Annotated in this window: 12 protein-coding genes; 1 reads left to right on the plus strand and 11 read right to left on the minus strand. The window is 67.3% G+C overall.

The window, feature by feature from the left end; genetic code table 11:
* Positions 1-4: 4 nt before the first annotated feature.
* The 6 genes from HGI30_RS23655 to bioA form a co-directional block, all read right to left on the minus strand.
* Entirely contained in the window at positions 5-226 is a 222-nt protein-coding gene (locus HGI30_RS23655) for a spore coat associated protein CotJA (RefSeq protein WP_168909932.1), read from the minus strand.
* Between the two features lie 539 nt (positions 227-765).
* A complete protein-coding gene (bioC, locus tag HGI30_RS16920; RefSeq protein ID WP_168908632.1) occupies positions 766-1629 on the minus strand; it encodes a malonyl-ACP O-methyltransferase BioC in 864 nt (287 codons plus the stop codon).
* On the minus strand, positions 1571-2380 hold the full coding sequence (locus tag HGI30_RS16925; protein WP_168908633.1) for an alpha/beta fold hydrolase: 810 nt from the start codon (positions 2378-2380) through the stop codon (positions 1571-1573). The genes bioC and HGI30_RS16925 overlap by 59 nt, the downstream gene beginning before the upstream one ends.
* Positions 2377-3564, minus strand: a complete 1188-nt coding sequence (bioF, locus tag HGI30_RS16930; RefSeq protein ID WP_168908634.1) for an 8-amino-7-oxononanoate synthase — start codon at positions 3562-3564, stop codon at positions 2377-2379. The genes HGI30_RS16925 and bioF overlap by 4 nt, the downstream gene beginning before the upstream one ends.
* Positions 3545-4288, minus strand: a complete 744-nt coding sequence (gene bioD, locus HGI30_RS16935) for a dethiobiotin synthase (RefSeq protein WP_168908635.1) — start codon at positions 4286-4288, stop codon at positions 3545-3547. The genes bioF and bioD overlap by 20 nt, the downstream gene beginning before the upstream one ends.
* A complete protein-coding gene (gene bioA, locus HGI30_RS16940; protein ID WP_168908636.1) occupies positions 4285-5649 on the minus strand; it encodes an adenosylmethionine--8-amino-7-oxononanoate transaminase in 1365 nt (454 codons plus the stop codon). The genes bioD and bioA overlap by 4 nt, the downstream gene beginning before the upstream one ends.
* A 200-nt stretch (positions 5650-5849) precedes the next feature.
* Here bioA and HGI30_RS16945 point away from each other — a divergent pair, with 200 nt between their 5' ends.
* Positions 5850-6587, plus strand: coding sequence for a YwaF family protein (locus HGI30_RS16945; RefSeq protein WP_168908637.1), 738 nt, complete (start codon positions 5850-5852; stop codon positions 6585-6587).
* 104 nt (positions 6588-6691) lie between these two features.
* On the opposite strand, the gene ytvI is transcribed toward HGI30_RS16945, so the two are convergent.
* The 5 genes from ytvI to HGI30_RS16970 all read right to left on the minus strand — a co-directional run bounded on the left by ytvI (position 6692) and on the right by HGI30_RS16970 (position 13167).
* The gene (ytvI, locus tag HGI30_RS16950; protein ID WP_168908638.1) at positions 6692-7723 is read right to left on the minus strand and encodes a sporulation integral membrane protein YtvI; all 1032 of its coding nucleotides are present in this window, start codon (positions 7721-7723) and stop codon (positions 6692-6694) included.
* Positions 7724-7816: 93 nt separating this feature from the next.
* Positions 7817-9166, minus strand: coding sequence for a hemolysin family protein (locus tag HGI30_RS16955; RefSeq protein ID WP_407944993.1), 1350 nt, complete (start codon positions 9164-9166; stop codon positions 7817-7819).
* Between the two features lie 30 nt (positions 9167-9196).
* Positions 9197-10327 (minus strand): radical SAM/CxCxxxxC motif protein YfkAB, encoded by a 1131-nt coding sequence (gene yfkAB / locus HGI30_RS16960; RefSeq protein WP_235680163.1) that lies wholly within the window; start codon positions 10325-10327, stop codon positions 9197-9199.
* A 150-nt stretch (positions 10328-10477) separates the two neighbouring features.
* Positions 10478-11599, minus strand: coding sequence for an HD-GYP domain-containing protein (locus tag HGI30_RS16965; RefSeq protein WP_168908639.1), 1122 nt, complete (start codon positions 11597-11599; stop codon positions 10478-10480).
* 116 nt (positions 11600-11715) lie between these two features.
* On the minus strand, positions 11716-13167 hold the full coding sequence (locus HGI30_RS16970; protein ID WP_168908640.1) for a bifunctional metallophosphatase/5'-nucleotidase: 1452 nt from the start codon (positions 13165-13167) through the stop codon (positions 11716-11718).
* Between the last annotated feature and the right edge of the window lie 15 nt (positions 13168-13182).

The following is a 13182-nucleotide window of genomic DNA, read 5'->3' on the forward strand; positions in this document are numbered from 1 at the left end:
CTCCTCAGCTCCTTCCGATTCCACAGCCGGGTTCATAGGGACTGTACAGCGCCGGCCACAACGTGCCGAGGCGCAGCGCTTCCTCCAGCGGATACTGCGGCAGTCCCGTCGGCTGATACAGGATGTACTGGTTGGGCGGAACGACATACCGCCTCGCGACGATCGGCGGGCACGGGTCGCAAGACCCGCGGTATGGAAACCACTCCCGGTAGCCCGCGCCCGGCACGCCCGGAGGAGGCGTCTCGCCCGCCTCTGCTGCCTGCGCGGCATATCCATGCTGCTGCCCGTATCCTGGCTGCTGCGCATACCCCGGCTGCTGCGCATACCCGGGCTGCTGCCCATACCCAGACTGCTGCCCATACCCGGGCTGCTGCGCATAGCCCGCCTGCTGCGCGTAGCCCGGCTGCTGCCCGTACGCGGCCGCCGCCGCCAGCTCCGCCTCGCTGCGGTACGGTGCGGCTGGCGGAGCGGCGCCGTATCCGGGCGCGCCGCCCGCGAATGCCGGAGCGCCCGGCGCTCCGCCGCCGGGCTGGCCGGCATAGCCGCCTTGGCCGCCTCCGAAAATCCCTCTTGCTGCCTGTAGCCTCATGTCCTGCCTCCTTGCCCGGCCGCGCCTCGTTCCGTCGCTGCAGCGGCTGCAGGCCGGATGCTGTGCTGCTCCCTTTACCGTATGAGCAGGGGCTTTTCCAACTTGCCACTTTTGTTCCGACGGCAAAGAGGCCCGCACGGCTGGATCGCCTGCGGGCCTTGCGGATGCTGCATTCGTCAGGAAAGCGGATCGTCTGCGCTCGGCACGCGCAGGCGGCCTCTCGGCTCCGCGAACGCCTCTACCGTCACGACGTCGTAGCTGGCCGCCACGCCGCCTTCTACGGCGAACCGGGATTCGTACACCTCGAACATGTCGGCGAACAGGCTCCGCATGCCGCCGGCAGCGGGCCGAGCCTGCGTCGCGCTCGCTCCCGTCGCCTGCACCGAATGAAGGAAGGCTCTCGCGGAAGGATAGGTCTCCCGGTACATGGAACGCTTCATCCTCACGTCGGCAAAGCCGGCCTGCTCCAGCATCGCCTTCCACCCGTCGGCCTCGCGGAAGGACAGGCCGTGCCGCTGCGGCTCTAGCCCCCGGGCGAGGTAGGCCGTCCGGAACGACTCGTGCAGCTCGAAAAACGTGTCCGGCCCGAACGTCGCGAACGCCAGCCCCCCTCCGGGGCGGAGCAGCCTCCGAAGGTGGCGCAGCGTCGCTTCGGGATCGCGCAGCCACTGGAAGCAGGCGTTGGAGACGATGACATCGCAGCTGGCGGACGGAGCCTCGGCGGCCCATGTTTCGGCATCCGCCTGGATGAAGCAGACCCGCTCCGCCAGCCCGCAGCGCTGCCGGGCGAGCCGGAGCATCGCCGGAGCCGCGTCCAGCGCGGTCAGCCTCGCCTCCGGCCATCCCTCCGCCAGCCGCGCGGTCAACGCTCCGGTGCCGCAGCCGATCTCGACGGCATGCGCCTGCTGCGGAACATTCCGCCAGCCGCGCAGCGCCGCCGCCAGCCGGGCCGCCATCCTCCGCTGGACGTCCGCATGAGCGTCATAACGAGCCGCGTTGCGGTCGAACCGGCGTCCGATCGATTCCATCGAGCTTTCCATGCCGCCATCTCCTCCATTCTTGAGCGACTTGCTCCTCCCGGCCCAGAAACGGCGCATGACCGCAATCCGCAAGCGAGAGCAGCCTTGCATCGGACATCGCTTCGGCCAGCTCCACGGCGGCCGCATAGGGACAGATTCGGTCCTCGGCTCCGTGGACGATCAGCGCCGGCACCTCGATGTCCGGCAGCCGGCATCGAAGGTCTTCCTCCCGCAGGATACGGAGTCCGGCGTCCAATGCGGCCAGCGGCCACGCTCCGGCGGGAGGCAGCAAGCCGGGGAGGCCCGCTTCCCGTTCCTCCGGCGTGAACATCTGGTCCCGGAAGCGGGCCTCGGCCCGATCGCGCAACAGACGCTCCCCCATCCGTCTTACGACAGCATCGGACCAGCCTCGGTCCGCCTCCGCCTGCGAGCGGACGAAGCAGGCGGTGCCCGCCAGCAGCACCAGGCCGTCGCCATGGCCGTCGGCCGCGAGACGCAGCGCCAGCAGCCCGCCGAGCGACCAGCCGGCGAGGACGAGCGGCGCGCGGGAGCGCCCGCCTCCGCCTCCGGCATCGTCGGCCAAGCGGCATCTTTCTCGCGATACGGCCCCCTGCGCGAGCCGCCACATCGAGGCCTGCGACTCCGCCTGGCCCAGCTCGACGAGCACATGGCGGCATTCCGGCAGCTGCTCCGTCAGCCGGAGCATGGCCGACGCCGGCATGCTCCAGCCGCCCAGCCACACGATCGTGCCGCCCGAAGCAGGGGCCGTCATGGCGCCCCCAGGCCGAGGCGACGGCAGACGGACACGATCCGGCTCGCGGCTGCGGCAAGCTCCGCATCCGAATGAGCCGCAGAAAGGGAAAAGCGGATGCGCGCCGTACCGGCAGGCACGGTCGGCGGACGGACCGCCAGCGCCGCGATGCCCTCTTCTTCGAGCGCCGCCTGGACCCGCAGCGCTTGGTCGCTCTCCCCGATCCGCAACGGGACGATAGGGGAATCCCCGTCAGGGACGTCCAGGCCGGCGGCCGTCAGCGAGGCGCGGAACATGCGGCTCGCTGCGAGCAGGCGCATCCGGCGCTCCGGACCGGCCTGAATCAGCTCCAGCGCCGCCATGACGCCTGCGGGCACGGACGGAGGAAGCGCGGTCGAGTACACCAGCGGCCTGGCCGCGCTGGACAGCCACCGGATCAGCTCGCGGCTGCCGCAGAGGTAAGCTCCGTACAAGCCGAACGCTTTGCCGAACGTGCCCAGATGCACGTCAATCTCATCCTGAAGCCCGAGCTGCGCCGCCAGCCCCTCGCCCCGCCTGCCGTAGATGCCTCCGCTATGCGCCTCGTCCGCCATCAGCATCGCACCATGCTCGCGCTTCAGCTCGACCAGCTCGGCGAGGGGCGCTTGATCCCCATCCATGGAGAACACCGCGTCCGTCACGATCAGCTTCCTCCGCTTGCCTCGATGCTTCTGGAGAAGGACGCGCAGATGGTCCATGTCGCCGTGGCGATAGCGGGCATGCTCCGCGCGGCTGAGCGCGATGCCGTCGACGATGCTCGCATGGTTGAGCCGATCGCTGAACACGACGTCCTGCCGGCCAACCAGCGCGGGAATGACCCCGGCATTGGCCATATAGCCGCTCGCGAGCACGAGCGCGCCTCCCTTGCCGTGCCACTGCGCGAGAGCCTGCTCCAGCCGTTCGTAGGGCGGCCGGCTGCCCGTCGCCAGGCGGGAGGCGCCGGAGCCGGCGCCTTCGGCCAGCAGCGCCTCGCGCATCGCTTCGATAATGGCGGGATGCCGGGCCAGACCGAGGTAATCGTTGGACGAGAGATCGAGCAGCGTCCTCCCTCGGCGCTCGACATGCCCCGGCGAAGCCGGGGCGGTCGTCCCGATCACGCGCTCCAGCGAGGCGGCGGCCAGCCGCTCGAGCTCCGGCCCGATCCAGTCAAGGCTCGATGACGCCATGCAGCACCGCCTTTCGGATCGGGTCGAGCACCAGAGAGGTCCGTGCCGCGTCGGTCAGACGCCGCGCGGTCAGCTCGCCGGCCAAGCCGGGGAAGCGGCCGAGCACCGGAATGCCGCCGAACCGCTCGATCAGCGCGGCGTTGTCGTCCACGCTCGGGTCTTCGCGCAGCTGATCCGGCGCGCTTGCGCCGTCGTTGAGCACGACGCCGACGATGGGGATGCGTCGCTGCCGCAGATAGGCGGCCGTCAGCAGCACGTGGTTGATCGTGCCGAGGCCGGAGCGGGCGACGATCAGCGCCGGCATCCGCAGGGCGGCGATCAGGTCCGCGACGACGGCCGACTCGGCCAGCGGCACCGCGACGCCTCCCGCGCCTTCGACGAGCAGCGCCGCGCAGCGGTCCGCCAGCGGCCTGCCGGCATCCAGCAGCGTCTGTACGCCGAGCGCGTCGCCGGCCCGTTCTGCTGCGAGCAGCGGCGCCAGCGGAGGCTCATATGTAAACGAAGCGACCGAATCGGGCCGGCCGTCGATGCCGGCATAGCGCAGCAGCCGCTCCGCGTCGGTGCCGCCGCTGCCGACGAGGCCGCCTGTCTGGACGGGCTTCCATACGCCGACGTCGGCCCCTTCCGCGCGCAGCAGCGCCGCCAGGGCGGCGGTCACGACCGTCTTGCCGATGCCGGTATCCGTGCCGGTGACGAACAAGCCGCGATAGCCTCCTCCATTCATCGTCGTTCCGCCTCCTTCCCCTCCGTGACGTCAAGGATGGAAGCCGCCACAATATCCGTCATCGCGTCCAGCTCCTCCTCGGAGCTGCATAGCGGAGGCATGAAGACGACCACGTTGCCGAGCGGCCGCGTCAGCATGCCGAGCTCGCGGGCCCGCATGGTCGCCCGGACTCCGATCCGGTCCGCCCAGGCGTACGGTTCCCGCGAAGCCTTGTCGCGGACGAGCTCGATCCCGACCATCAGCCCCTGCTGCCGGATGTCGCCGACATGCCGGAGCTCCTTCAGCGGCGCGAGCTTCCTGGCGACGAAAGCGGCCTTCGCCTCGATTCCCTCCACCATGCGGCGCTCCTCCATCAGCCTCAGGCTGGCGAGCGCGACGGCGCAGCCGAGCGGATTGCCGGTGAACGAATGGCCGTGGAAAAACGTCTTCTGCTCCTCGTATTCGGCATCGAATGCGTCATAGACCTCATCCGTAGCCAGAGTCGCCGCTACGGGCAGGTAGCCTCCGGTCAGCCCTTTTCCGAGCACCATCAGATCCGGCGATACTTGCTCCAGATCGCAGGCGAACATCGCCCCCGTCCGTCCGAACCCGGTCGCTACCTCATCCGCGATGAGCAGCACGCCATGCTCGCGGCATAGCTCCGCCATCCGGCGCAAGCAGCCTGCCGGCATGACGAGCATGCCTCCGGCTCCCTGCACGATCGGCTCGACAATGCAGGCCGCGATCTCCTCGCCGCGCTCCTCCAGCAGGCGCCGCAGCGCGCCGAGCGTCGCTTCCATCGCCGCCTCGTCTCCCCCATGGCGGTATGAGTTCGGGTAGGGCACGACATGAGCGGGGAACAGCAAGGGACGATAGACCTCCTGGTACAGCGGAATGGCGCCGACGCTCGCCGCGCCGATCGTATCGCCGTGGTAGGCCTGGTCCATCGTGACGAACGCCGTCCTGCGGCGATCGCCTCTGTTGCGCCAGTATTGAAAGGCCATCTTGATCGCGATCTCCACGCCCGTCGCGCCCGAATCGGAGTAGAACACCTTGTTCAGTCCCTTCGGGCTGATCGCCGCCAGCTTCCCCGCCAGCTCGATTGCCGGCACGTTGGCCATGCCGAGCAGGGTCGTATGGGCGACGCGCTCGAGCTGGTCCCGCAGCGCCTGGTCCAGCTCCGGCGCCTGATGGCCGTGCACGTTGAGCCAGACCGAGGAGAAGCCGTCGTAATAGCGCCTCCCCTGCACGTCTTGCAGCATGACGCCTTCTCCGCGCTCGATGATGAGCGGCGAGCCGCTTCGATACTCCTTCATTTGCGTGAACGGATGCCACAGATGGGCCTTGTCCAAGGCAACGAGCCGTTCATCGTCCGTTTTCACCGGCGCTCCCCCTCCTTTTTTAGTTAACTCAACTATAGGTATAAAAGGTTAACAAATTGCTTCGGCTATTCTATCAAACTCTCCTTTTTCTGTAAAGGAGGCTTCTTTCCGATCCGGCCGCAGCTGAAAGAAGGGACTGCCGACCCGAGCGGCGAAAGGATCGGGAAATGCGTTCATTCCACAAGAAAGGCGGGTTCAGGATGGTTGACGCCGACATCGCCGAACGGTTCGTTCCTTACAGCCCCGCCCACCTGCTCAGCCTAGCGCTCATCCTCGCTGCCGTCCTGCTGCTCCTCGCGTTCCGCCGGCCGCTCTCCAGGCGCCGTCCGGCGGCCGGACGCTATGCGCTCGCCGGCCTGCTTGCCGCTTGCGAGGTGCTGCTGAACGTCTGGTACTTCTCCAGCGGCGTATTCCGCCCGTCGTCCACCTTGCCGTTCGAGCTGTGCAGCATCTCGCTCTACCTGTCCGTGCTCATGCTGCTGCTGCGCAGCCGGCTGCTGTTCCAGATCGTCTATTTCACCGCGATCGGCGGCGCGCTCCAGGCGCTTGCGACGCCGGTGCTCGGCTACGCCTTTCCGCATTTCCGCTTCATCGAGTTTTTCGCCGCCCACGGGCTGCTCCTGTTGGCCGCGCTCTACATGGTCTGGGTCGAAGGCTTCCGCCCGACGCTGCGCTCCGTCTTCGTCGCCTGGGGAGCGCTCAACGCGATCGCCGCCGTCGTGTTCCTCGTCAATCGGCTGACCGGCGCGAACTACATGTTCCTTGCCCGCAAGCCGCCGAGCTCGTCGCTGCTCGACGTTCTCGGTCCGTACCCCTGGTACATCCTGTCGCTCGAAGCGGTCGCGCTGCTGCTGTTCCTGCTGCTGTACCTGCCGTTCGCGCGAAGCGAGCGGCGCGCCAAGGCGGTCGCGGCCGCCCGCAGCGTCCCCTCCTCCTGAGGGCCGACCGGCGGGCGGTATCTTCCCGGCAAGCCAAAAAAGCCCGCTTCTCCCGTGGCTCGGGAAAAGCGGGCTTTCGTCTGGGGCCGCCCGCAGCAAGCGGGCTACAGGCGGATTTTGAGCTGGAACAGGCCGGCCTTGCGCGCCGCCATGTAGATGATGACGACGAGCGGGCCGAGAAAGACGCCGATGACGCCGACGAGCTTGAAGCCGACATACAGGCTGACGAGCGCGGAGATCGCGCCGATGCCGACCGAGTCGCCGAGAATTTTGGGCTCGATGATGCGCCGCACGATCGTGATGGCGAGAAACAGCAGCACGAGGCCGATCGCGGTGCCGGCGTGGCCGGTCAGCAGCATGTAAGCCGCCCAGGGCACGAGCACCGAGCCGGTGCCGAGGATCGGCAGGATGTCGACGACGACGACGAGCAGCGCGATCGCCATCGCGTAGTCGATGCCCATGCTGGCCAGGCCGATCAGCGTCAGCACGTACGTCACGAGGCTGAGCAGCAGCTGCGAGCGGAGAAAGCCGAAGATCGAGTGCTTGAGGTTGTCGAGCACCTGCCCGAGCTGCGGCCGGGAGTCCTCATGGAACAGCGACAGGAACGACGCCCTCATCGTGTCCAGGCTGAAGCTGAACATATACACCGCGACGAGGAACACGATCGTGAAGATGAACATGCCGGGGAGGCCCGAGGCGACGGCGACGACCGAGCCGGAAAGCGCGGTCGCCATGCCGGTCAGCGAGCTGGCGAGCCCGTTCAGCACCTTCTCCAGCTGTACGGCCGTTTCGGGCGGGATCGTCATGTACACATCCTTGGCATGCTCGAATTTCTCTCTGAAAAAGACGTTCGCATCCGCGACCATGGCCGGCGCCCGGTTCCAGAACGCGATCAGCTCCGCCGCCAGCTTGAAGCCGATGCCGGCGGCAAGCCCGAGCAGGAGCGCGGTGAACAGCGTGCTGCTCGTCGCGGCGGCGGCGAGCCGGCTCATGCCGGCCTTGGCCATCAGCAGCCGGTTGAGCGGCTCCAGAAAAATGGCGACGACAAGCGCGAGCAGGAACGGCGCGCCGACGGTGAAGCTGAGGTAGAGCAGCAGGAGCAGGACGGCGACGAAAACAAGCGATTTGAGCGGCAAGGCCATTCTCCCCGGGGCTGCAGTCCCCGCAGGTCTCCCTCCGGCGAGGCTGCCCGTCGACCGGCGCTCCGGCGGAATCCGCCCGCGCCCGCGCTAGCTCTCCTCGTCCGGCTCGTCCCGATCTGCAGCGGCTTCGGGATTGCGGTAGATGCGGACGCGCAGCACGCGCAGAGGCTGGCATTCCGCTACCTCGAATGTATATTCGCCATAGTCGATTTTCTTGCCTTTCTCCGGATTGCCGCCCAATCGGCCGAACATCCAGCCTCCGATGGAGTCGACCTCCTCGTCCTCGAGGTCGAGCTGCAGCATGCGGTTGACGTCGTCGATCAGCATGCGGCCGTCGACGGTCGTCTCCTCCCCTTGGACCGTGATCGCAGGCGGCGCTTCGTCGAACTCGTCATGGATCTTGCCGACGATCTCCTCCAGGATCAGCTCGGCCGTCAGCATGCCGGCCGTGCCGCCGTATTCGTCGACGACGACGGCGAGCTGGCTGTGGCGCGCCTGCATGAGCTGCAGCACCTGGCTGATCTCCATCGACTCCGGCACGTTCAGCACCGGCCGGATCAGCTTGCGCAGATCCGGCTCGCTGCTCCGGTCTGCGGTGAGCAGGTCGGCGATATGCACGAAGCCGATGATCTGGTCCTTCTCCTCGATCGCGACCGGGTAGCGGGTATGACGGGTGCGGTAGACCGTCTCGCGGTTCTCCTCGAGCGGGCGCGCCGTGTACAGGCAGTCCATGTCCGTCCGCGGCAGCATCACTTCGCGCGCCAGCAGGTCGGCGAAGTCGAATACGTTGTCCACGAGCTTCATCTCGTTGTCGTCGATGATGCCGCTCTGCGCGCTCTGGCTGACAAGCAGCCGGATCTCCTCCTCCGTGTGGGCGGACTCGTGCTCGCTCGCCGGCTGGACGCCGATGAGCTTCAGCAGGCGGTTCGCCGCGCCGTTCAGCAGCAGGATCGCCGGCTTGAAGATCGTGTAGAAGAACAGCAGCGGCGCGGCCAGCCAGAGCGACACGCCCTCCGACTTCTGGATCGCCAGCGACTTGGGCGCCAGCTCGCCGATGACGATATGCAGGAACGTGATGACGAGAAAGCCGATGACGACCGAGACGGTCGTGACGACCGTCTCGTCGGCAATGCCGAGCTGATGCAGCAGCGGCTCGACGATCAGATGCGAGATCGCCGGCTCGCCGACCCAGCCGAGGCCGAGCGAGGCGAGCGTAATGCCGAGCTGGGTCGCGGACAGATAGGCGTCGAGGCGATGCGCGATGCGCAGCGCGTACCCGGCTTTTTTGCTGCCTTCCGAGGCGAGCTGCGTCAGGCGGGTCGTCCGCACCTTGACGAGGGCGAACTCCGCCGCGACGAAAAAGCCGTTCAGCAGCACGAGCACGACGACGATCAGCAGGTTGAGCGTAATTTCGCCGGGATGGAACTCGGTTGTCATGACGATCCGCCTCCGATTCAGGCAGGGCCGCTAAAGCACGGCCTTCTGCTTCATGAAATCGATCTCTTCGTAATACATCTGCTTCACGAGCAGGTTCGGCCCGCAGCAGGCGGCGGCCGGGCAATGGCAATTGACGCTGCGGCTGAGCGGATGGTCCAGCCAGCGTGAGAACACGTCGTCGAGACGCTCGTCCAGCACGTTGCCGAAGGCGGGGATGTCGCTGAAGTCGGTCACGAACACCTCGCCCGTGAACAGGTTGACGTTGAGCCGGTTGCGTCCGTCGGGATCGTTGCGCACGGTGACGCGCGGCTCGCGCCCGAGCCGCGCCAGCAGCTCGCGGTCCGCCGGATCGGAGCTGCAGGCGTAGAACGGCAGCGTGCCGAACAGCATCCACAGCTGAGGGTCGCGCGCGTCCAGCAGCTCCGTCACCGCCTCGCGCATCTGCTGCTTGCTCAGCGCGGGCAGATCGCCGGCCCAGGCGCTCGGATACATCGGATGAACCTCATGGCGCTCGCAGCCCATCTCGCGGATGAGCTGATGGATCTCCGGCATCTTGCGATGCGTCCGGAAGTTGATCATCGACTCGGCGGAGACGAGCACGCCCGCCGCGCTCAGCCGACGCGCGTTGTCGATCATCCGCTCGTACATGCGGACCGCGGCTGCGCGCGGCACCGAGTGGCCCGAGCGGGCGAAGCCGACCTCATGGAAGTCGTCGGCCGAGGTGTAATTGAACGAGATGTGCATGACGTCCAGGTAAGGGGCGATAAGCTCGTAGCGCGAATAGTCGAGCGTGACGTTGGAGTTCAGCTGGGAGCGGATGCCGCGGCTGCGGGCGTACTTCAGCAGCGGCACGATATAGTCGCGGACCGTCCGCTCGGAGTAGGACGGCTCGCCGCCGGTGATGCTGATCGTCTGCAAGTGCTCGACCTCGTCGAGCCGGGAGAGCATCCGCTCGAGCGGCAGCTTGTCCGCTTCGCGCATCGTCAGCGTATCGCCGACCGCGCAATGCTCGCAGCGCATGTTGCATAGGTTCGTGACCGTGAACTCCACGCTTGTCAGAGCGTGGCGGCCGAAGCGCTCCAAGCTGCCGAGCGGGTCCCACGGGTCGTTTTGCGGGGACAGCGGCGTCAGCAGCGGTTGAAGCGTCATATCTGGGTTCATGTTCAATCCAGCACCTTATCGTTTATTAATGAAACACTCGGCTTTTATTGTACTTCCCCATCCCGGCTGAATCAAACGGCGAAGCCGGCGAAACGCGAAAAAGGAGCCCGAAGGCTCCTGGTGCCGATGCTGGATGAAAGGTGAACCCGCTCAGGAGGTCGCGCCCGCCAGCTGCGCCTCGGGCAGCTCGTCGTTGACGCCGGCGATCATGCGGGTGAGCTGCAGCGACATGTCGATCTCGTAAGGAGCGCGCAGCCGCACGCCCTCGTCGTCGCGCAGCACCCGCACGACCGGCCGGTGCGGGCAGTTCGGCCGCACGTCGACGACGACGCCGACCTCGCCGGTCTTGAGCCGCACGGTCATGCCGACCGGGTAGATGGCGACCTTGTCGCGGAACAGCTGCACCATCGTCTGCTCGTACTGGGTGCCGGTGCCGGCATACAGCGCCTCGACCGCCTGATGCGGCAGCATCGGCTCCCGGTAGATGCGGTTGGTCGTCATCGCGTCGTAAGAGTCGACCATGCCGATCCATTTGGAGAACTCGTGGATCTCCCCGCCCTTGAGGCCGAACGGATAGCCGCTGCCGTCGAGCCGCTCGTGATGCTGCAGCGCGCACAGCGCCGCCGCCGCGGGCACGCCCGCCTCATGGCGGAGCAGCTCGTAGCCGTACTCGGTATGCCGCTTCATCTCGTCGAATTCCTCGCGTGTCAGCATGCCCGGCTTCTTGAGCAGCTCGACCGGCACCATCGTCTTGCCGACGTCATGCAGCAGCGCCCCCATGCCGAGCACGGTCAGCTCGTCGCGGGAGTAGCCGTGATGGATGCCGAGCATCGTCGTATAGACGCAGACGTTGAACGAATGCTGATACAGATAATTGTCCACGGAAGCCATGTTCATGAGCATGACGACGGACTCCTTGTGCGCGGACAGATCGTCGATGACCCGGTTCATGACGTCGCGCAGCTGCGGCCCGACGAACGGGTAGGCCGCTCCGCGCCTGCGCTGCGGCACCTCCATCATCTGCCTGAAGCTCGCCCGGATCTCCGTCATCGCGACCCGCATCGTATCCTCGCTGATCAGCTCGTTGATCTGGATGTCGTCGGTCGCCTCGTCCTGGATGTAGAGGAAGTTGATCTGGCATTCCTCGAGCCGGTCGATGAGCCGGCTCGTCAGCTCGAAGCCTTCGCCAAGCAGGACGAGTCCCTCTCCGGAGAGAACCTTTTTCGCCAGCCTCATCCCGGGCCGGCACATGCTTAGGGGCATCAGTATCATGGACGGGTCGCTCCCTGGGTACGAATAGATTCCTATCCTGTTCTCTATCGACATGCTCGAGGGAAATCTTTAGTTTCGACAGCGTTTTTCGAGCGCTTGCGCGCAGATTCGACAGCTCAGCGGACGAGCCTGAAGCGCGGCTCTGCGCAGCGCCGCAGCGCCTCGGGCTTGTTCAGCTCGGCAGCGAGCACCTGACGGATGAACTCGGGCAGGAAATAGCGCACGTCCCGCCCCTCCTTGAGCGGCAAATAGCCGGCGCCGAAGGTGAACATGTCCAGCGTGCCGACGTCGTACTCGCGCTCGTCCTCCAGCTCGCCGCCGGCGGAGCGGATCGAGACGATCCGGCCTCCTCCGTCCGGCGCCTGCTCCCACTCGACATCCAGCCCGTCGACGGCCAGCGTGCCGAGCACCGTCCCCCGGAAGCCGAAGCCGCGCAGCTCCTTGCCGTAGAACTGCGGCTGCAGCGACTGCTCCAGCGCTTCGCGGATGCGGCGGCCGGCGAGAAGCATCCGGCAAGGATTGATCGGCGACGGGCACAGCGCATGCAGCAGCCCTTCGCTGATCTCGCCGGCCGGCAGTCCGCCGAGCAGCTGGCCCGCGTTGACGATGCCGATCTGCGCTCCGGTCCACTCCCGCACGCCGGCCGCGAGCAGGTTGGCGAGCGGCGATTCGCGGGAAGGGTCGAGCGCGAGCGGCTGCTCGAGCGTCGCCGCCGGGCGGGACAGCTCCCGCCGGGCCGCCTCGCCGTGCGAGCGCAGCAGCTCGGCCGACGACTCGTCGATCGGCAGCGAGGCAATCGGCAGCAGGCGGCCCTGCGCCTCGAGGCGGCCGCGCCGCGGATCGAACGCGAGCTCGACGAGCCCGAGCCGCTCGCCGAACTTGCCGGCTCCGCACAGCAGCGCCCCGCAGACGCGCTCCGGCTCCTCCAACAGATGATGCGTATGTCCGCCCAGGATGACGTCGATGCCGTCGATCTCCTCCGCGAGGCGACGGTCCATCGGCAAGCCGAGATGGGACAGCACGACGACGGCGTCCGACGCTCCGCGCAGCCGTCTGACCTGCTCGCGGACCGCTAGGAGCGGATCGGTCACGGTCCAGCCGAGCAGGCTGTAAAAGGCGGGATAAGCCGCGGTCGCGCCGATCAGCGCGACGCGCAGCCCGTTTTTGACGAGCACCGTCGACGGCAGCAGCCACTCCGGCCGCTCTCCCGTGCGGGCGTCGAGCAGATTGCAGCAAAGCACCGGAAAGCGGGCGCCGGCATAGATGCGCTCCAGCTCGTCCCGGGTGAACGTCAGCCCCTCGTTGTTGCCGGGCACGGCCGCCTCGCAGCCCGCCTCGCCCAGCAGGGCGATGTTGACGGAGCCGGCGGTGCCTTCGGTCTCCTGCCGCATCCGGTCCAGATGGTCGCCGATATCGACGTAGAGAACCCCCTGCTCGCCATGATCCCGGCGGGCCTCCTTGACGGCGGCGGCGATCCGCCCCGCCTCCTCGAGACGGCTGTGCACGTCGTTGCTGTGCAGCAGGAGCAGGCGGCGCTTGCGGCCGTCGTGCGGTGTGGTTCGTTCCATGCGAGCTCCCTCCGT

The sequence above is a fragment of the Paenibacillus albicereus genome, from assembly GCF_012676905.1.
GTDB classification, from domain to species: domain Bacteria; phylum Bacillota; class Bacilli; order Paenibacillales; family Paenibacillaceae; genus Paenibacillus_O; species Paenibacillus_O albicereus.